Here is an 18,744-nt window from a genome sequence, read left to right as displayed (position 1 = left end):
GTCGGGGGAGTGGGGTACGCCGTCACGGTGACCCCTGCGCACGCCCTGACGATGCGCCACGGGTCCGAGGTCTTCCTGCGGACGGCGATGATCGTGCGCGAGGACGAGCACCTGCTCTTCGGGTTCGAGTCGACCGATGCGCTCCAGGTGTTCGACCTGCTCCGCAGCGTCTCGGGCGTCGGGCCGAAGTCGGCGCTCGGGGTCCTCGCCCACATGGACCCGGCACAGGTCGCGAACGCCGTCGCGAGCGAGGACGACGCGGCGTTCCGCAAGGTCTCCGGCATCGGGCCGAAGACCGCGAAGCTCATCACGGTCGCGCTGTCGGGCAAGCTCGTCGCCTTCGAGCAGGCCCCCGCGGCCGCCGCCGGAGCGCGCGCGGTCGCGCACCCGGCCACCGTCGACGTCGTGTCGGCGCTCGTCGGGCTCGGCTGGCGTGAGGACGCCGCACAGTCCGCCGTCGACGCCGTGGTGGCGAACGACCCGGGCGCCGCGGCGATGGGCACGCAGGCCCTGCTCCGCGCCGCGCTCGGCACGCTGCGTCCCGCGGGTGCCGGTCGGTGAGCGGGATCACCTCGGCGGGCGCCGAGTCGCAGGAAGAGCTGGCGTTCGAGGGGGCGCTCCGTCCGAAGTCCCTCGACGAGTTCGTCGGGCAGCGCAAGGTCCGCGGGCAGCTCGACCTGCTGCTCCGGGCCGCGGCGCTGCAGGAGCGCACGCCCGACCACATCCTGATGGCCGGTCCGCCCGGACTCGGCAAGACCACCCTCGCGATGATCGTCGCGCACGAGTCCGGCCGACCCCTGCGGATGTCGAGCGGTCCCGCGATCCAGCACGCCGGTGACCTGGCTGCGGTGCTGTCCTCCCTGGTGCCGGGCGAGGTCCTCTTCATCGACGAGATCCACCGCATGGCGCGCTCGGCGGAGGAGATGCTCTACCTGGCGATGGAGGACTTCCGGATCGACGTGATGGTCGGCAAGGGTGCGGGCGCGACGAGCATCCCGCTCGACCTCGCACCGTTCACCCTGGTCGGGGCGACCACCCGCGCCGGCCTGCTGCCGAACCCGCTGCGCGACCGCTTCGGCTTCACGGCGCACCTCGAGTTCTACGAGAAGGACGAGCTCGAGCAGGTGCTGATCCGCGCCGCACACCTGCTGGACCTGCAGATCGACCGGACGGCCCTGCGCGAGATCGCCGGGCGGTCCCGGGGTACCCCGCGCATCGCGAACCGCCTGCTCCGCCGGGTCCGCGACTACGCGCTCGTGCACCGCACGTCGGACGGCATGGCCGCTGTGCAGGGAGCGCTCGACCTGTACGACGTCGACGAGCTCGGTCTCGACCGGCTCGACCGCGCCGTGGTCGAGACGATGCTCACGCGGTTCGACGGCGGCCCCGTCGGGCTGAACACCCTCGCGGTGTCGGTGGGCGAGGAGTCCGAGACCATCGAGTCGGTCGTGGAGCCGTTCCTGGTCCGCGTGGGACTGGTGACCCGGACACCCCGGGGGCGCATCGCGACGCCGCAGGCCTGGCGGCACTTCGGCATCACCCCGGGGGAGGGCGTCGGCGGGCAGCCCGGGCTGTTCGACGACTGATCTCGTATACGGTATTCTGGGCGGCGTCGTCCGGGTGCCCCGGCCCGTCTGCACACACTCAGGCGGCTGCCCGATCGCGGGCACGCCCGTGCCCTAGACTGCTACGGCCCGAAGCCGAGCAACGACCGCTCCGGCTGGATCCGAGCAACCAGAGAAGGCAACGCCCCCATGGACCAATCACTCTTCCTCATCGTCATCATCGTCGCGTTCGCCGCCTTCATGTTCTACAGCAGCCGCAAGCGCAAGAAGCAGCAGGCGGACCTGCAGACGAAGATGGTCCCGGGTGCCCGCGTCATGCTGTCCTTCGGCCTGTACGGCACGCTGCTCTCGGTGGACGACGAGAAGGTCACGGCTGACGTCGAGATCGCCCCGGGCACGGTCGTCACGGTCCACCGCCAGACGCTCTCGCGCGTCGTCGACGACAACGCATCCGACGTCGAGACCACCGTGGTGCCCGAGGACGACGCCGTGGCGCCGAAGCCGGTCGCCGAGCTCAACGGTGAGCCGGTCTACGGCGAGCGTGTCGACGAGACCGACCCGAACAAGCGCAAGACCGAAGACTGACGCCCTCGGTCGCCGGGTCCACCGACCCGGCGACCACACACCGCCGCCGGCCCAGACGCCGTCGGTCCTGAACAGAGAGACGAGACGACCGGTGGCACGATCGACACCCGTCAAGAAGGCGCTGCGTTCACTCACCTGGTTGGTGATCATCATGGCGGCCCTCGCTGGCCTGAACACCGCTGCGTCGGTGCTCGCGGCCAACAGCAAGGACGACACGAACGAGTGGTTCGCCGGCGCGAGTTGGGTGCCCGAACTGGCGCTCGACCTGCAGGGCGGCACGCAGCTGACCCTCGCCGCGCAGAACACCGAGGGCGGGTCCGTCACCTCGCAGCAGTTGAGCCAGGCGGTCAACATCATCCGTCAGCGCATCAACGCCACGGGTGTCTCCGAGTCGCAGATCAACACGCAGGGCACGAACAACATCGTCGTGTCCATCCCCGGCAAGCCGGACAAGGCGACGATCGACCGGATCGAGGCAGCGGCGAAGCTGACCTTCCGTCCGGTGCTCTACACCGAGGCGGCGACGAACACCGCGGTCGGCGGCGACGGGAAGACCGCATCGCCGACGCCGTACTCACCGCCGGCATCGCTCGACGCGACCCCGAGCACGAAGCCGACCAACGGCAGCGACCTGTCCCAGGTCACGCCGGCGCTGCAGGACCTGTACACGAACTACAACTGCGCGGCCCCGGACGACGTCACGACGGCGCCCGACGACGAGCCGCTCGTCACCTGTGACCAGGACGGCGCCGCCAAGTACATCCTCGGTCCCGTCGAGGTCTCCGGTGCGGGCATCAGCAACGCGACCTCGGGCCTCGCCACCGACTCCCAGGGTGCGACCACCGGGCAGTGGGCCGTCAACCTGACGTTCTCGGGCAAGAGCTCGGACGACTTCCGCGACGTCACGAGCCGCCTCGTCAAGCTCCCTTCGCCGCAGAACCAGTTCGCGATCGTGCTCGACGGCACCGTCATCACGGCACCGGCCTCGAACGCGGCGATCACGAACGGCAAGGCGCAGATCACCGGCAACTTCACCGCCGAGTCGTCGAAGACCCTCGCGGACCAGCTGAAGTACGGTGCGCTGCCGATCAACTTCCAGGTGCAGTCGAACGAGAACATCTCGGCCACGCTCGGCACCGCGCAGCTCGTCGGCGGGCTCGTCGCCGGCCTGATCGGCCTGATCCTGGTCGTGATCTACTCGATCATCCAGTACCGGGCGCTGGCCTTCGTGACCGTGCTGTCGCTCGGTGTCGCGGCGGTCCTGACCTACCTGGTGATCGCGATCATGTCGTGGCGCGTCGACTACCGTCTGTCGCTCGCGGGTGTGGCGGGTCTCATCGTGGCCATCGGCATCACGGCGGACTCGTTCATCGTGTACTTCGAACGCATCCGCGACGAACTCCGCGACGGCCGCGGGCTCGAGAGTGCCGTGGAGTCCGGTTGGAAGCGTGCCCTCCGCACGATCCTGGCATCCGACTCGATCAACTTCCTCGCCGCGGTCGTGCTGTACGTCCTGGCCGTGAGTGACGTGAAGGGCTTCGCGTTCACGCTGCTGCTCACGACCCTGATCGACGTGGTCGTCGTGGTGCTGTTCACCCACCCGATGATGCAGCTCATCGCCCGGAGCCGGTTCTTCGGCGAGGGGCACAAGTTCAGCGGACTCGACCCGTCCGCCCTCGGCGCCGTCTACCGCGGCCGGGCGCAGTTCCGTGCGCCGGTCGTGGACGGCAAGCGCCAGCGCAGCGCGGGCGAGGCCCAGCGCCGCCAGACGATCGCAGAGCGGAAGGCCCAGCAGGCCTCCGGCGACAACGGCTCCACGCCGGACGGGAAGGACGACTGATGGCCAGCTTCAGCCAGTTCGGCAGCGACCTCTACACCGGGAAGCGCTCCTACGACATCGTCGGGCGGCGCAAGACCTGGTACCTCATCGCACTGATCGCGATCGTCGTGTCGCTCGCGGTGCCGTGGCTCCGTGGCGGCTACCACCTCGGCATCGAGTTCACCGGCGGCTCCGAGTTCACGATCTCGAACGCGAAGGACCTCGACCAGTCGATCGCCACCCGAACGGTGGAGTCGATCGTCCCCGAGGGGATCCCGCGCGTCTCCCAGGTCGGCCAGGACGGCATCCGCGTCCAGACCGAGCAGTTGACCGACCGTGAGACCAGCGAGGTGCAGGACGCCCTGGCGAAGGCGTACGGCGTGTCCGACGACCAGGTCGCCTCGACGTACATCGGCGCCACCTGGGGCGCGGACGTGCTCGCGCAGGCGATCCGCGGTCTGGTCATCTTCCTCGCGCTGGCGGCCGTCGTGATGGCCGTCTACTTCCGCACGTGGAAGATGTCGGTGTCCGCCATGGTCGCGCTGCTGCACGACCTGCTCATCACCGCCGGCGTCTACGGCATCGTGGGGCTCGAGGTCACCCCCGCCGCCGTCATCGGCTTCCTGACGATCCTCGGCTACTCGCTGTACGACACCGTCGTGGTCTTCGACAAGGTCCGCGAGAACACGTCGCAGGAGTCGCACCGCACCTTCGTGCAGTCGGTCAACCTCGCGGTCAACCAGACGCTGGTGCGCTCGATCAACACGTCGGTCGTGGCGCTCCTGCCCGTCGCCGCGATCCTCTTCATCGGGTCGTACGTGCTCGGCGCCGGAACGCTGCGGGACATCTCGCTCGCGCTCTTCATCGGCATCATCGTCGGCACCTACTCGACGATCTTCATCGCGTCGCCGATGTACGCGCACCTGCGTGAGAACGAGCCGAAGGTCAAGGAGGCCGACGCCAAGAAGACGCGTGCCGCCGAGAAGCGTCAGCGCGAGGTCGACGCCGCTGCCGAGGTCGCCTGATGGCGGTCGAGGTGCACGACGTCGACGTGGCCGAGGCCCGACGTCGTCTCGACGCGGGCGCCCGCCTGTTCGACGTCCGCGAGCAGGGGGAGTGGGACGAGGTGCACGCCCCGGAGGCGACGCTCGTCCCGATGTCCGACCTCGTCGCCCGCTGGCAGGAGATCGACGGCGGCGACCAGCCCGCCATCGTCGTCTGCCACTCCGGCGCCCGGTCGGCGCGGGTCGTCGCCGCCCTCGAGCAGTCGGGCGTGCCGGCGGTGAACCTGACCGGCGGCATGGTGGCGTGGGAACAGTCCGGCCAGCCGGTCGTGCGCGCGGGAGCGTCGGACGACGCCCAGGGCGAACCGCGTCACGAGCACTGACGGGACGCGCGTAGGCTTGCCAGACCGTACCCGGACACCGGTCGCAGGAGGCGCATCATGACGGACACCCGTGAGTCCTCGTCCCAGGGTGCGCCCACGCCCGGCGCGAGCCGCCCCGCTTCCGCACCACGGCCCTCCAGCCCGCTGAACGCGACGACCACCGGCAACCTCGGATCCCTGCGGTCGCTGCTGCCCCGGCTGTTCTCGCGGGCGCAACCCGCGGGGGCGGTCGACACCCTGATCCGGACCGTTCGGTCGCACCACCCGAAGGCCGACGTGACGCTCATCGAGCGGGCGTACAGCGTCGCCGAGCGGGCGCACGACGGGCAGAAGCGCAAGTCCGGCGAGCCCTACATCACCCACCCGGTCGCGGTCGCGCAGATCCTCGCCGACCTGGGGATCGGCACGATCACGATCGCCGCTGCCCTGCTGCACGACACGGTCGAGGACACCGACTACCAGCTCGACCAGCTCCGGTCGGACTTCGGTGACGAGATCGCCATGCTCGTCGACGGCGTCACCAAGCTGGACAAGGTCAAGTACGGCGACAGCGCGCAGGCCGAGACCGTCCGCAAGATGGTCATCGCGATGTCGAAGGACATCCGCGTGCTCGTCATCAAGCTCGCCGACCGCCTGCACAACGCTCGGACGTGGGGCTTCGTGGAGTCCGCCTCGGCGACCCGCAAGGCCAAGGAGACGCTCGAGATCTACGCGCCGCTGGCGCACCGCCTCGGCATCCAGATGATCAAGCTGGAGCTCGAGGACCTGTCGTTCGCGGTCCTGCACCCGAAGCTCTACGTCGAGATCGACAGCCTGGTCAAGGAACGGCAGCCGAAGCGCGAGCAGTTCGTGCAGAACGTCATCGGCACGCTCAAGAAGGACCTGAAGGCCGCGAAGGTGCGCGGCGAGGTCATGGGCCGGCCGAAGCAGTACTACTCGATCTACCAGAAGATGATCGTGCGCGGTCGAGAGTTCGACGAGATCTACGACCTGGTCGGCATCCGCGTCCTCGTGCCGACCGTCCGCGACTGCTACGCGATGCTCGGGTCCGTGCACGCGCGGTGGACCCCGCTGCCCGGGCGCTTCAAGGACTACATCGCGACGCCGAAGTTCAACCTGTACCAGTCCCTGCACACGACCGTGCTCGGGCCGCAGGGCCGTGCCGTGGAGATCCAGATCCGCACGCACGAGATGCACCAGCGCGCCGAGTTCGGTGTCGCGGCGCACTGGAAGTACAAGCAGCGTGCGCAGGGTCGGGACGTCGACGCCTCGTCGACCACCGACGACCAGGACATGGCGTGGCTCGCCCACATCACCGACTGGCAGGCCGAGACGAGCGACCCGGGCGAGTTCCTCGACTCGTTGCGGTACGAGATCGGCGCGAAGGAGACCTACGTCTTCACCCCGCAGGGCAAGGTCATCGGCCTGCCCGCCGGTGCCACGCCGGTGGACTTCGCCTACGCGGTGCACACCGAGATCGGGCACCGCACGATGGGTGCCAAGGTGAACGGGCGGCTCGTCCCGCTCGAGAGCTCCCTGTCGAGCGGCGACGTCGTCGAGATCTTCACGTCGAAGAACCCCGACTCCGGGCCGAGCCAGGACTGGCTGACCTTCGTGCGGAGCCCCAGGGCCCGCAACAAGATCAAGCAGTGGTTCACGAAGGAGCGCCGCGAGGAAGCGATCGAGCAGGGCCGCGACGCGATCGCGCGTGCGATGCGCAAGCAGAACCTGCCGCTGCAGCGCATCATGAGCCAGGACTCCATCGCCGAGGTCGCGTCGTCGATGCGGTACGACGACGTCTCCGCGCTCTACGCGGCGGTGGGCGAGGGCCACGTGTCCACCCAGTCCGTCATCGAGAAGGTGCTCGGCAACGTCCAGGCCGAGACCGAGACGGACGAGCCCGAGCTGGCCTTCCCGCGCCAGGTCACGAGCCGCCAGCTCCGGAACAGCGACAGCGGCGTGCTCGTCCGCGGCGCGCCCGACATCCTGGTGAAGCTCGCCAAGTGCTGCACCCCGGTGCCCGGCGACCAGATCGTGGGCTTCATCACGCGCGGTCAGGGCGTCTCGGTGCACCAGGCGTCCTGCACGAACGTGAAGTCGCTGATGAACGAGCCGGACCGGATGATCGAGGTCGAGTGGGCCCCGTCGTCGAAGTCGGTGTTCCTCGTGCAGATCCAGATCGAGGCGCTCGACCGTTCCGGGCTGCTCAGCGACGTCACCCGGGTGCTGACCGACCACCACGTGAACATCCTGTCCGCGACGGTGTCGACCTCGTCGGACCGACTGGCGCTCAGCCGCTTCGTGTTCGAGATGGGCGACACGACGCACCTCGACCGCGTGCTGAACGCCGTGCGGCGGATCGACGCCGTGTACGACGTGTACCGCGTCAGCGCGGGCTGACCGCGGTCGACGTCGGTCGCGTCAGCGCGGGCTGACCGCGGTCGACGTCGGTCGCGTCAGCTCGGGCCGACCCGGTCGACCCCGCTCACCTCAGCGCTGAGCGTCGCCGGGCGGTGTCCACCCGGCCGTCGCGCGGTCGAGCCGACGCGCCGCCTGCCGCACCATGGGGATCGTCCCGAGCGCGTCGAGGCGGCGGGTGATGTCGTCCGCCCGGACCGCGCCGATCGCCACGAGGCCGCGCAGGGCGTCCCGTGCGGTCACGTCGAACGTGTCGGGCGCGCGGAGCAGGTCGACGGCCGTGCGCTCCGGCGAGGTCACCCGGACCGACCCGAGCCGCACCGTGTCCGCGGCGGGGAGTCGCACCTCGCGGAGCCGCACGTCGGGGTCGACCCGGACGCGGACGGTCGGCGGCACGCTCACCTCGACCGGCGACGGTGGACGCGACGTGGCGCCCCAGATCCACGCGGCGGACCGGCCGCTCGCCACCAGTCGTCCGTCGGGCACACGCCACGCGTGCGCGGCGGCGCGGAGTGCCGGCGTCTGCGGTTCTGCGGGGGAGGCCCAGCACCACCCGACCGCGACGAGCTCGCCGGCCAGCACGGCGGCGCGGAGTTCCGCCTCCGGCCAGTCGTCGCTGGTCAGCAGGCGGGGCGTCGGCACCCGCTCATCCTGCCGGACGGACGTCGGTCACGGCCCGGCCTGTGGAGAGCACCGTGCGACGACGCAGCGCTCGGTGGTCCAGTGCCGGACGCGTACGGCGCCCGAGGGTTCAGCGCAGCACGTCGGCGCGGTGCACCAGCGCCGCGGCCCCGATGAGCGGTCCATCCTGGGACAGTCCGGTCGGCACGATCCGGACCTTCGTCACGAAGCCGAACTCGACCCGCTCGGCCACCGCCTCGCGCGCGTACTCGAACAGGTCCGGGGTGACGTGCGAGAAGCCGCCGCCGATCGCCACCACCTCGAGGTCGACCAGGCTCGTCGCCGCGGCGATGGCCTGTCCCAGTGCGCGCCCGCTCCGCCGGACCGCGGCGACCGCGATCTCGTCCCCGGCAGCGTAGGCGGCGGAGAGCTCCTCGCCGGTGGTCCCGGCGAACCCCTGCCGCTGCGCCCAGGTGACGGTCTTCGGCCCGCTGGCGATCGCCTCGAGGCATCCGGTCCCGCCGCACGCGCACGGGTCGTCGAACCCGCCGCACTCGACGTGGCCGATGTGGCCGGCGTTGCCGGTCGGCCCGCTCACGGTGCGGCCGTGCAGGATCAGCCCGCCACCGACACCGGTGGAGACGATCATGCCCATGACGTGGTCCGACCCCTGCGCCGCCCCGACCCAGTGCTCGGCCAGGGTGATCGCGAGGCCGTCCATCCGCAGCGTCACCGGGACGCCCTCGGGGACGAGGGCTGCGACGCGGTCACGGAGCGGCCAACCGCGCCACACCGGCATGTTCAAGGGGGAGACGAGGCCGTGCTCCTCGTCGACGGGGCCGGCAGCACCGACACCGACGCCGACGAGCTGCGCGTCGGTCGGCAGCGTTGCGAGGGTCGCCGTCACGACCTGGTCGACGGCCGCCTGCAGTTCGGCAGCACTCCGCTGCGGTCCGGTCGGCTGCCGGTGCCGGGTCCCCGGCAGGACGACGCCGCGGTCGGTGACGAGGGCCGCCTCGACCTTGGTGCCGCCGAGATCGACGGCCAGTGCGAGCGCGGACGAGGGGGACTGGGCTGCGGTGCTGGACATGCGCGCTCCGATGCGGCGGTCTGGAGGCTCGGCTCACCGTGGCGACGCGACCTCGCGTCGGTGCGAGCCGGCCCGGGCGGTGTGGTCGGGTCGGGTGGTGCCGGACCGGCCGCGGCCCGTCCGGGTGGGGCCGCCCGCGAGCGGGCGGCCGGGCCGTCAGTACGAGGAGGTGTCGTCCCCGAGTGCGGACGCGGCGCCGGTCGTGGCGCGGTGCGCGACCTCGTCGAGGATGCGCGCCGAGGCACTCGTACCGATCCGGTCGGCGCCGGCCTCGACCATCTCGAGCAGCGTGTCCAGCCCGCGGACGCCCCCGGACGCCTTGACGCCCGTGTCGGGCCCGACCGTCTCGCGCATCAGGCGGATGTGCTCGGCCGTGGCGCCGCCGCCGGCGAACCCCGTGGACGTCTTGACGAAGGCGGCACCGGCACGCTGTGCGGCCCGCGACGCGGCGACGATCTCGTCGTCGGTGAGGAACGCGGTCTCGAGGATGACCTTGACGACGGTGTCGCCCGCGGCGTCGACGACCGCGCGGACGTCCTGCTCGACACGCTCCCAGTCACCGGACCGCGCGGCGCCGATGTTCTGCACCATGTCGAGCTCGAAGGCGCCGTCGGCCAGGGCCTGCAGCGACTCGGCGACCTTGGCGGCGGTGGTGGTGGTGCCGTGCGGGAACCCGATCACGGTGCCGACGCCGACGCCGGTGCCCTGCAGTCGCTCCACGGCGTGCGCGACATCGCTCGGCCGGACGCAGACGCTGAAGACCCGGTGGGCGGCGGCCTCGTCGAGCTGGGCGTCGACGTCGGCGCGGGTGAGCTCGGGCTTGAGGAGCGCGTGGTCGATCAGGGCACGAACGGCGTCGGCGCCGAGTTCGTGCTGGTCGGCCCGGTCCTGGTGTGCGGGGGTCGCTGCGTTGTCCACCCGGAAAGCCTACCCGGAGGCGACGCGCGTACCGTGCCCTCCATGCAGGTCCTCGTCACCGGTGCGACCGGGTACATCGGCGGTCGTCTCGTCCCCCGCCTCCTCGAGGCCGGACACGACGTCCGCGTCTTCGTCCGCACGCCCCGGAAGCTCCAGGACGTGCCCTGGCACGACGACGTCGAGGTCGCTGCAGGCGACCTGCAGGACGCCGACGCGGTGCGTTCCGCTGTTGAGGGCATCGAGGCCGTCTACTACCTCGCGCACGCCATGGGTGCGGACGGGGACTTCGAGCAGGCCGAACGGGACGCCGTCGAGACGATGGCCCGCGAGGCCCGCGATGCGGGCGTCCGCCGGTTCGTCTACCTGGGCGGACTGCACCCGGACGGCGAGCTGTCGAAGCACCTCCGGAGCCGGAAGGAGGTCGGGGACGTGCTCCTCGCCTCCGGTGTCCCGACCATCGCGTACCAGGCGGGCGTCGTCATCGGGTCGGGGAGCACCTCGTTCGAGATGATCCGGCACGTGACCGACGTGCTGCCGTGGATGCCCGCGCCCCGGTGGGTCCGCAACCGCATCCAGCCGATCGCCGTCCGTGACGTCCTGTACTACCTGGTCGCGGCGCTCGACATCCCCGCCGACGTCAACCGGACGTTCGACATCGGCGGGCCGGACGTGCTCAAGTACGGGCAGATGCTGAACGGCTACGCGGTCGAGGCGAAGCTGCCGCAGCGGCGCTTCACCGTGCTGCCCGTGCTCACCCCGGGGCTCTCCGCGCACTGGTTCAACATCGTGACGCCGATCCCGAAGAAGCTTGCGACGCCGATCATCGAGTCGCTCCAGTTCGAGTGCGTGCAGCGCGAGCACGACATCGACGAGGTCGTCCCGCGTCCGGAGGGCGGACTCACCTCGTACCGACGGGCCGTGCGACTGGCCCTGACGAAGATGCGGAAGGGTGAGGTGCAGACGAGCTGGCGGAGCGCGACGCTCTCGTCGACCCCGGCCGACCCGCTGCCGAGCGACCCGGAGTGGGCCGGACACACCGTCTACGTCGACGACCGGAAGCGCCACTCGAACGCCAGCGCCGAGGACGTCTGGCGCGTCGTCGAGTCGATCGGCGGCGAGAACGGCTGGTACTCGTTCCCCCTGGCCTGGGTCGCCCGCGGATGGATGGACAAGGTCGCCGGCGGGGTCGGACTCAACCGGGGCAGGCGCGACCCGCACCGCCTCGAGCAGGGCGACGCGCTCGACTGGTGGCGCGTGGAGCGGCTGGAGCGCGGGCGCTACCTGCGGCTCCGCGCCGAGTTCAAGTCGCCCGGACGCGCCTGGCTCGAGATGCGGGTGACCCCGAGCGACGACGGCGGCAGCGACTACCACCAGCGGGCTATCTACTTCCCGCAGGGGCTCCCCGGACGCCTGTACTGGTACGGCATCCTGCCGTTCCACGGGATCATCTTCCCGGGCATGGTCGAACGCATCACGGCGGCGGCGGAGCGCGAGTCGCAGCACACGGAGTCGACGGGGCGGAACTGGACCCAGCAGAATGGGCCGCAGGAACCGGTACACGAGGAGGCAGCATGACCACCGAACACCCCACCGTCCTGTTCCTGGGCGACAGCATCACCGAGCAGGGGTCCTGGGACCAGTGGCTCCCCGGAGAGCGCACGAGCAACCAGGGCGTCGGCGGTGACACCACCGACGGCGTGCTCACCCGGCTCGACGCCGTGATCGCCGAGCAGCCCGAGGTCATCGTGCTCCTGATCGGGACGAACGACTTCGGCAACCACCGGTCGAGCGTCGAGCACGTCGTCCGCGGCGTCGAGTCGATCCTCGTCACGCTGCGCCGCGAGCTCCCGGGCGTCCGCCTGCTGCTCGTGTCGATCCTGCCGCGCCAGTCCGACTGGTGCGCGAAGATCGAGGAGGCGAACCGGCACCTCCGCCAGTTCGTCGCGACCTGCCACGCGCAGTACCTCGACCTCTGGCCCGCGCTGGCCGAGGACGACCACCTGGCCGAGCGGTTCACCGAGGACGGCCTGCACCTCAACGCCGACGGCTACCGCGCGGTGGTCGACGAACTCCAGCCGGCGCTCGAGCGCGTGCGCGGCCTCCCGCCGATGTCCCGTCCGATCCAGGCGATCGACCTCGAGGAGGCCGGCGCCTGATGGCACGGAAGGGTCGGTCCCCGGCAGGATCGTCGCTGCAGGGGGTCCCCTCGGGGCGTCAGGACGAGCGCCGTCCGCAGGGCGCGCGACCGGACGCCGACGGCACACCGCCCTTCACCCGCCCCGCCCTGGCCCCCGGGCTGCTCGCTGCCGTCGTGCTCATCGCGTTCGTGGCCGTCATCGACTCCTCGGGCTTCGTGTTCGTCCGGTGGGGCGTGACGGTGCTCGCGCTCATCGTCCTCGTCTTCGCGTTCCGCGGCCGCGCCTGGTGGGCGGTCGCCCTCACCGCGGCGATCGCGGTGTGCTGGAACCCGGTTGTGGTCGTGCCGATCCCCGGTCAGGTGTGGGCGGGTCTGCAACTCGTGGCGGCCGCGGCGTTCATCGTCGTCGGGATCACCGTCAAGGTGCCGCGCGGGGCGGACGCAGGGCGCGCCTCCCGTCCGTGACCGCGCGGCGCTCGTCCGCCGGACGGTAGGATCGCAGGAGCCGGGCACGGGGCCCGGCTGACGTGATGCGAAGGGCATGGATGAGCCACGAGACCGAGCCGGCGACCGAGAGTCCTCTGCTGAACCCTCGACCGTCCTCCGGCGGTCTCGACCGACCTGACGTCGTCGTCCGCAAGGGACGCCTGACCCTGGTCAACGGGCACCTGACGCCCCAGCAGTCGATGATCGAGGACCTGTTGTTCCTCGACGACGCGCTCACCGCCGGTGACGTCGACCACCTGCTCATCCGCGGCAACGACCGACGGCCGGTCATCGCCGTCGACGAACGCGACCGGCAGCGCGCCGAGAGCGCGATCATGGCAGCCGCCGCCAACGAGCCGTTCTACGCCAAGCCGCCGGGACAGCCCGCCGTGCTCGTCCTCGACGACGGCCTCGGATCGGTCGACGAACCGGTGCTGCGGGTCTTCCGACCGCGGCTCGAACCCATGGGTCGGCTCCGCTACGGCGCCGAGACGAGCGTCCAACTCGAGTTCTGGCGGGTCACCGACACCGAGGTGCTCGCGCCCGTCGAGAACGCCCTGATGCGGCGCAGCCTGCCGGTCGACGAGTTCGTGCTCGTCGACATCGAGCGCTACGGCCGCACCTGGCGCACGGTGGAGCACATGTTCGACGACCACGTGTCGGACATCCGCTTCCCGATCGACATCGTCTTCTCGTGGGTCGACGGCAACGCGATCGAGTACCAGCGTGCCCGCCAGGCAGCGCAGGCGAACGCGGTGCTGGGGGAGGGCGACGACGCCCCCGCGCGGTTCCGGCAGATCGACGAGCTGAAGTACGCCCTGCGCTCGGTGCACACCTTCGCGCCGTGGATCCGGCAGATCTACATCGCCACCGACTCGCCGGCACCCGCCTGGCTCGCGGACCACCCCAAGGTGCGGATCGTCCGGAGCGAGGAGTTCTTCGCGGACCCCTCGGTGCTCCCGACCCACAACTCGCAGGCCGTCGAGTCGCAGCTGCACCACATCCCGGGCATCAGCGAGCACTTCATCTACTCGAACGACGACATGTTCTTCGGGCGGATGGTCGAGCCGTCGGTGTTCTTCAGCCCGGGCTCGGTGTCGAAGTTCATCCTCGCGACGACCCGCATCGGGCTCGGGTCGAACAACCCGGCCCGCAGCGGGTTCGAGAACTCCGCGCGCGTGAACCGTCAGCTGCTGCAGCAGCGGTTCGGCGCGGTGACCACGCGGCACCTCGAGCACGCGCCCACGCCGCTCCGCGCCTCGATCCTGACCGAGATGGAGCACGAGTTCGCGGCGGAGTTCCGCGCGACCGCCGCCTCACGGTTCCGTGCGGCGGACAACATCTCGGTGACGAACTCGCTGTACCACTACTACGCGCTGCTCACCGGTCGCGCGATCGTGCAGGAGAACGCTCCGGTCCGGTACGTCGACACGACGATGCAGTCCGGGTTGAAGGCGCTGGAGGACCTGCTCAAGAAGCGGAACGTCGACTTCTTCTGCCTGAACGACGGCAGCTTCCCGGAGGTCTCGGACGAGGAGCGCACGCGCCGGGTGACGGACTTCCTCGAGAAGTACTTCCCGTTCCCGGCGCCGTGGGAGCGGGACGCGGAGTAGCGCTGCGGCCGGCCGTCCGTGCCTGGTGGCGTCCGGGCACGACCGGCCCTCGGCACTGAGCGGGCACGATCTGGCACGCTCGATGGCGCTGAGCGACGGATCCCACCCCCACGCCGATCGCCCGACGGCATGTCGTGCTCGTTCGACAGCGTGCGGTCGTGCCACGCGGGCGCCGACCCTCAGCGGCGGATGGGGGAAGTGGGCACCGCGTCGAGGGTGAACACCGGGATGCTCGCGGTGACCGGCGCCGGCTCGACCGCGGACGCGATCGTGACCCCTGCAGCGGCGAGCCGTGCCTCGGTCTGCTCCGACGACACGGGCTCGCCGACCGTCGAGTAGTGACCGATCGGCACGACCGAGTGCACGACGTTGTTGCCGTAGACGTGCACGAGGTTGAACGATTGGGCGCCGTCCTGCCCGCGGGTACCGCCCTGGTACTCGGTGAGGTCCTGCGTGTAGCACGTCGCACTCGCGACCGACACGGGCACCCCGGCGAACACGGCGCTCGTGGAGTAGTGCAGGTGCCCGGCGATGATCGAGATGACGTCCGACCCCTCGATGACCTCGGCGAGGGCGGCCTGGTCGCGGAGCTCGACGAGGACCGCGAGGTCCTGCACGCTCGGGACCGGCGGGTGGTGCATGGCGAGGATCGTGCCGTGCGGTGCAGCCTCGGAGAGGACTTCAGCCAGCCAGTCGAGCTGCGCAGGGGAGACCTCGCCGTGGTGCGCTCCGGGCACGCTCGTGTCCAGGGTGATGATGCGGAGGCCGTTGACGTCGTACACGAAGTCGACGGGGCGATCGGTCGGCTGGAGTCCGAAGAGCTCCTGGCGGAACGCACCGCGCTCGTCGTGGTTCCCCATCGCCCAGATGACCTGCGCGCCGATGCGGCGGGCCGCGGGCTCGACGATGTCGCGGATCCTGGCGTACGCGGCCGGCTCGCCCTTGTCGGCGACGTCGCCCGTGACGACGATGGCCTCCGGGCGAGTGCCGGAGGCCTCGATGTCGGCGACGATCGCCGAGAGACGTGCTGCGGAGTCGACGTCACCGTAGAGCGCGCCGTCACCCGCCACGAGGTGGGTGTCGCTGAGGTGGAGGAGGAAGTGGTTCGGCCTGGGGTGTTCGGCCGTCCGGCTGTCCATCGGTCTCTCGTTCCGTTGGCGGATGCGTGGTGCAACACGTTGCCACACCGTCGAGGACGAGTCCAGCACGCCACTCTGAATGCACGGTGAACCGGGAGTGGCGGATCCACGTCGGTCCACAGCGAACGACGGAGCCCCCCGACCACGTGGTGGTCGAGGGGCTCCGTCGTTCCCGCTGCGGGACCTAGTGGTTGGCGGCGCCGAGCGCGGGGGCCTGGGCCTGGTGGTCGCCCTCCAGCTCCGGACCGTGGTGCGCGGCGTGCGCTGCCTCGAGCTCCGCCTTCGTGACCGGCGCGATGCGGTCCTCGAAGAAGAAGCGCGACAGGTTCGCACGGACCTTCTGCACCCCGGTGATCCGACCCTTGGCGTCCGGACGGACCATGAGCGGCTTGTACTCGTTGAACTGCAGGAGCTTCCAGCGCTCGTACTCGTCGAGCTGCTCGTGGACCTCGATGTACTCGCCGTGCGGCAGTCGGACGATGCGGCCCGACTCGTAACCGTGCAGCACGATCTCGCGGTCCTTCTTCTGCAGCGCGAGGCAGACGCGCTTCGTGATCCAGAAGGCGACGAACGGGCCGAGGACCGTCGTGGCCTGGATGACGTGGATCACGTGCTCGATCGACACCATGAAGTGCGTGGCGATGATGTCGGACGAGGCGGCGGCCCAGAGCGACGCGTAGAGCGTGATGCCCGCAGCACCGAACGCGGTGCGGGTCGGGGCGTTGCGCGGACGGTCGGCCAGGTGGTGCTCACGCTTGTCGCCTGTGACCCACGCCTCGAGGAACGGGTAGGCGAACATCGCGATGATGAGCGCCATGAGGACGGCGATCGGGACGAGGATGTTGAACGACACCGTGTAGCCGAACCACACGACCTCCCAGTGCGGCGGCACCAGACGGAGCGCACCGTCCGCGAAGCCGATGTACCAGTCGGGCTGGGTGCCGGCGGACACGGGGGACGGGTCGTACGGGCCGTAGTTCCAGATCGGGTTGATCGTGAACAGCGACGCGATGAGGGCGAGGATGCCCGCGACGATGAAGAAGAAGCCGCCGGCCTTCGCGGCGAACGCCGGGAGGATCGGGACGCCCACGACGTTCTCGTTGGTCTTGCCGGGGCCCGCGAACTGCGTGTGCTTGTTGATGACGACGAGCACGAGGTGCACGCCGAGCACCGCCACGAGGATCGCCGGCAGCAGCAGGATGTGGAGCGTGTAGAGGCGGCCGACGATGTCGGTACCCGGGAACTCGCCACCGAACAGCAGGTAGGCGATCCACACGCCGATCACCGGGACACCCTCGATCATGCCGACGATGATGCGGAGACCGTTGCCCGAGAGCAGGTCGTCGGGGAGCGAGTAGCCGGTGAAGCCCTCGGCCATCGCCAGGACCCACAGCACGAAGCCGAAGACCCAGTTGAGCTCACGCGGCTTGCGGAAGGCGCCGGTGAAGAACACGCGGGCCATGTGCAGCATCACCGAGGCGACGAACAGCAGGGCTGCCCAGTGGTGGATCTGCCGGACGAACAGGCCACCGCGGATGTCGAACGAGATGTTCAGGGTGGACTGCAGGGCGGTCGACATCTCGACGCCCTTCAGCGGGACGTACGAGCCGTTGTAGACGACCTCGGTCATCGACGCCTGGAAGAAGAACGTCAGGAACGTCCCCGACAACAGGACGACGACGAAGCTGTACAGCGCGACCTCGCCGAGCATGAAGCTCCAGTGGTCGGGGAAGATCTTGCGCCCGACCTCCTTCACCAGACCCGAGATGCTCGTCCGCTCGTCGATGTAGTTGGCGGTGGCCCCGATGAGTCGGGACCCGCGCGTCGGCTCGGGCCGTGTGGCCGTGGACGGCGCGCTCGTGGTGGTGGTGCTGGTCATCAGCGTTCACGCTCCCAGAAGGACGGTCCGACCGGCTCGTGGAAGTCGCTCTGGGCAACCAGGTAGCCGTCGTCGTCGATCGCGATCGGAAGTTGGGGGAGGGGACGTGCAGCCGGGCCGAAGATGACTTCGCAGTTGTTCGAGACGTCGAACGTCGACTGGTGGCACGGGCACAGCAGGTGGTGCGTCTGCTGCTCGTAGAGCGCGACCGGGCACCCGACGTGGGTGCAGATCTTGGAGTAGGCGACGATGCCGTCGTAGCCCCAGTCCTCGTGCCCCTTCGAGGGGTTGAGGTCCTTCGGGTCGAGACGCATGAGGAGGACCGAGGCCTTCGCCTTCTCCTCGAGCATGTGCTCGGAGTCGAGCATGCCGTCCGGGATGACGTGGAAGACCGAACCGATCGTGACGTCGGACGCCTTGATCGGCAGACCCGTCGGGTCCTTCGTCAGGCGCATGCCGGACTTCCAGAAGGTGTGGCGCAGGAGCTCGTTCGGGTCCTCCGCCGGGGCGAAGTCACGGACGAGGACGACACCCGGCAGCGGGAACGCCACCAGGGCGCCGATCATCGAGTTGCGGATCAGCTTGCGACGGCTGAAGCCGGACTCCTTGTCGGCGAGCTGGAAGGCCTCGACGGCCTTCGCGCGGGTCGCGTCGGTGCCACGGGTGCTGTGGCGCATCTCCGTGATCTCGCGGTCCACGACGAGCGACTTGGACCAGTAGACGGCGCCGAGGCCCAGCGCGAGCAGGGCCAGGGCGATCGCCAGACCGAGCCAGAGGTTGCCGGACCGGACGGTGCCGAAGTCCTCGGGGTCGATCGGGAAGGCGATGTACGCCGCGATCGCCAGGACGCTGCCCACGATGGACAGGTAGAAGAACGTGGCGACCTGACGCTCGGCCAGGCGCTGCTTCTTCGGGTCGACGTCGGTGCGGCGCGCGCGGTGCGGCGGCTCACCCGGGTTCTCGAACGGGTCCGCGGGGACGACCGCGATCCCGGCCGACGTGCTGGTCGCGCCGTGCTTCTCGACAGCCGAGGACGAGTTCAGTGCCTCGTCGTCGTGCTCTGCCATGGTGTTCCCTTCAGTGTCGT

The 18,744-nt window shown here is 70.2% G+C and carries 17 protein-coding genes; 11 read left to right on the top strand and 6 right to left on the bottom strand.

Annotated elements, in window-relative coordinates:
- The 7 genes from ruvA to D8M35_RS01020 all read left to right on the top strand — a co-directional run.
- Positions 1 to 561, top strand: a 561-nt coding sequence (gene ruvA / locus D8M35_RS01050; RefSeq protein WP_126890123.1) for a Holliday junction branch migration protein RuvA, incomplete at its 5' end; no start/stop codon positions are given.
- Entirely contained in the window at positions 558 to 1,586 is a 1,029-nt protein-coding gene (ruvB, locus tag D8M35_RS01045; protein WP_126890122.1) for a Holliday junction branch migration DNA helicase RuvB, read from the top strand. The genes ruvA and ruvB, both read left to right, overlap by 4 nt.
- Before the next feature lie 168 nt (positions 1,587 to 1,754).
- Complete coding sequence (gene yajC / locus D8M35_RS01040; RefSeq protein WP_126890121.1) at positions 1,755 to 2,150, top strand: preprotein translocase subunit YajC; 396 nt, start codon at positions 1,755 to 1,757, stop codon at positions 2,148 to 2,150.
- 91 nt (positions 2,151 to 2,241) lie between these two features.
- Entirely contained in the window at positions 2,242 to 3,990 is a 1,749-nt protein-coding gene (secD, locus tag D8M35_RS01035; RefSeq protein WP_126890120.1) for a protein translocase subunit SecD, read from the top strand.
- Positions 3,990 to 4,994, top strand: coding sequence for a protein translocase subunit SecF (secF, locus tag D8M35_RS01030; protein WP_126890119.1), 1,005 nt, complete (start codon positions 3,990 to 3,992; stop codon positions 4,992 to 4,994). Before secD ends, secF begins: the two co-directional genes overlap by 1 nt.
- A complete protein-coding gene (locus D8M35_RS01025; protein WP_126890118.1) occupies positions 4,994 to 5,356 on the top strand; it encodes a rhodanese-like domain-containing protein in 363 nt (120 codons plus the stop codon). Before secF ends, D8M35_RS01025 begins: the two co-directional genes overlap by 1 nt.
- Positions 5,357 to 5,413: 57 nt before the next feature.
- A complete protein-coding gene (locus D8M35_RS01020) occupies positions 5,414 to 7,756 on the top strand; it encodes a bifunctional (p)ppGpp synthetase/guanosine-3',5'-bis(diphosphate) 3'-pyrophosphohydrolase (RefSeq protein WP_238638038.1) in 2,343 nt (780 codons plus the stop codon).
- Between the two features lie 90 nt (positions 7,757 to 7,846).
- On the opposite strand, the gene D8M35_RS01015 is transcribed toward D8M35_RS01020, so the two are convergent.
- The 3 genes from D8M35_RS01015 to deoC form a co-directional block, all read right to left on the bottom strand.
- Positions 7,847 to 8,416, bottom strand: a complete 570-nt coding sequence (locus D8M35_RS01015) for a type IV toxin-antitoxin system AbiEi family antitoxin (RefSeq protein WP_126890117.1) — start codon at positions 8,414 to 8,416, stop codon at positions 7,847 to 7,849.
- A gap of 109 nt (positions 8,417 to 8,525) precedes the next feature.
- Positions 8,526 to 9,485, bottom strand: coding sequence for an ROK family protein (locus tag D8M35_RS01010; protein ID WP_126890116.1), 960 nt, complete (start codon positions 9,483 to 9,485; stop codon positions 8,526 to 8,528).
- Positions 9,486 to 9,641: 156 nt separating this feature from the next.
- The gene (deoC, locus tag D8M35_RS01005) at positions 9,642 to 10,328 is read right to left on the bottom strand and encodes a deoxyribose-phosphate aldolase (protein ID WP_126890131.1); all 687 of its coding nucleotides are present in this window, start codon (positions 10,326 to 10,328) and stop codon (positions 9,642 to 9,644) included.
- A 117-nt stretch (positions 10,329 to 10,445) separates the two neighbouring features.
- Here deoC and D8M35_RS01000 point away from each other — a divergent pair, with 117 nt between their 5' ends.
- The 4 genes from D8M35_RS01000 (at position 10,446) to D8M35_RS00985 (ending at position 14,639) form a co-directional block, all read left to right on the top strand.
- The gene (locus D8M35_RS01000; RefSeq protein WP_126890115.1) at positions 10,446 to 11,978 is read left to right on the top strand and encodes an SDR family oxidoreductase; all 1,533 of its coding nucleotides are present in this window, start codon (positions 10,446 to 10,448) and stop codon (positions 11,976 to 11,978) included.
- Entirely contained in the window at positions 11,975 to 12,559 is a 585-nt protein-coding gene (locus tag D8M35_RS00995; RefSeq protein WP_126890114.1) for a GDSL-type esterase/lipase family protein, read from the top strand. Before D8M35_RS01000 ends, D8M35_RS00995 begins: the two co-directional genes overlap by 4 nt.
- Complete coding sequence (locus D8M35_RS00990) at positions 12,559 to 13,005, top strand: DUF6804 family protein (RefSeq protein ID WP_238638037.1); 447 nt, start codon at positions 12,559 to 12,561, stop codon at positions 13,003 to 13,005. The genes D8M35_RS00995 and D8M35_RS00990 overlap by 1 nt, the downstream gene beginning before the upstream one ends.
- 80 nt (positions 13,006 to 13,085) lie before the next feature.
- Positions 13,086 to 14,639 (top strand): stealth conserved region 3 domain-containing protein, encoded by a 1,554-nt coding sequence (locus tag D8M35_RS00985; protein WP_126890113.1) that lies wholly within the window; start codon positions 13,086 to 13,088, stop codon positions 14,637 to 14,639.
- 179 nt (positions 14,640 to 14,818) lie between these two features.
- Here the strand turns inward: D8M35_RS00985 and D8M35_RS00980 are convergent, their stop codons facing one another.
- From D8M35_RS00980 to D8M35_RS00970, 3 genes are all read right to left on the bottom strand, one after another.
- Complete coding sequence (locus tag D8M35_RS00980) at positions 14,819 to 15,778, bottom strand: phosphodiesterase (RefSeq protein ID WP_126890112.1); 960 nt, start codon at positions 15,776 to 15,778, stop codon at positions 14,819 to 14,821.
- Positions 15,779 to 15,962: 184 nt separating this feature from the next.
- Entirely contained in the window at positions 15,963 to 17,657 is a 1,695-nt protein-coding gene (locus D8M35_RS00975) for a ubiquinol-cytochrome c reductase cytochrome b subunit (RefSeq protein WP_126890111.1), read from the bottom strand.
- A complete protein-coding gene (locus D8M35_RS00970) occupies positions 17,657 to 18,724 on the bottom strand; it encodes a ubiquinol-cytochrome c reductase iron-sulfur subunit (RefSeq protein WP_174234667.1) in 1,068 nt (355 codons plus the stop codon). Before D8M35_RS00970 ends, D8M35_RS00975 begins: the two co-directional genes overlap by 1 nt.
- Between the last annotated feature and the right edge of the window lie 20 nt (positions 18,725 to 18,744).

It is taken from the genome of Curtobacterium sp. HSID17257 (assembly GCF_003989515.1).
Taxonomy (GTDB): domain Bacteria; phylum Actinomycetota; class Actinomycetes; order Actinomycetales; family Microbacteriaceae; genus Curtobacterium.
This window is presented reverse-complemented; position numbering and strand designations above follow the sequence as displayed.

Bases quoted from the DNA above. Each gene is read 5' to 3' on its own strand.
- yajC (WP_126890121.1), top strand. From the start codon at position 1,755: ATGGACCAATCACTCTTCCTCATCGTCATCATCGTCGCGTTCGCCGCC.
- secF (WP_126890119.1), top strand. From the start codon at position 3,990: ATGGCCAGCTTCAGCCAGTTCGGCAGCGACCTCTACACCGGGAAGCGC.
- D8M35_RS01025 (WP_126890118.1), top strand. From the start codon at position 4,994: ATGGCGGTCGAGGTGCACGACGTCGACGTGGCCGAGGCCCGACGTCGT.
- D8M35_RS01020 (WP_238638038.1), top strand. From the start codon at position 5,414: ATGACGGACACCCGTGAGTCCTCGTCCCAGGGTGCGCCCACGCCCGGC.
- D8M35_RS01010 (WP_126890116.1), bottom strand. From the start codon at position 9,485: ATGTCCAGCACCGCAGCCCAGTCCCCCTCGTCCGCGCTCGCACTGGCC.
- D8M35_RS01000 (WP_126890115.1), top strand. From the start codon at position 10,446: ATGCAGGTCCTCGTCACCGGTGCGACCGGGTACATCGGCGGTCGTCTC.
- D8M35_RS00995 (WP_126890114.1), top strand. From the start codon at position 11,975: ATGACCACCGAACACCCCACCGTCCTGTTCCTGGGCGACAGCATCACC.
- D8M35_RS00990 (WP_238638037.1), top strand. From the start codon at position 12,559: ATGGCACGGAAGGGTCGGTCCCCGGCAGGATCGTCGCTGCAGGGGGTC.
- D8M35_RS00985 (WP_126890113.1), top strand. From the start codon at position 13,086: ATGAGCCACGAGACCGAGCCGGCGACCGAGAGTCCTCTGCTGAACCCT.
- D8M35_RS00980 (WP_126890112.1), bottom strand. From the start codon at position 15,778: ATGGACAGCCGGACGGCCGAACACCCCAGGCCGAACCACTTCCTCCTC.
- D8M35_RS00975 (WP_126890111.1), bottom strand. From the start codon at position 17,657: ATGACCAGCACCACCACCACGAGCGCGCCGTCCACGGCCACACGGCCC.
- D8M35_RS00970 (WP_174234667.1), bottom strand. From the start codon at position 18,724: ATGGCAGAGCACGACGACGAGGCACTGAACTCGTCCTCGGCTGTCGAG.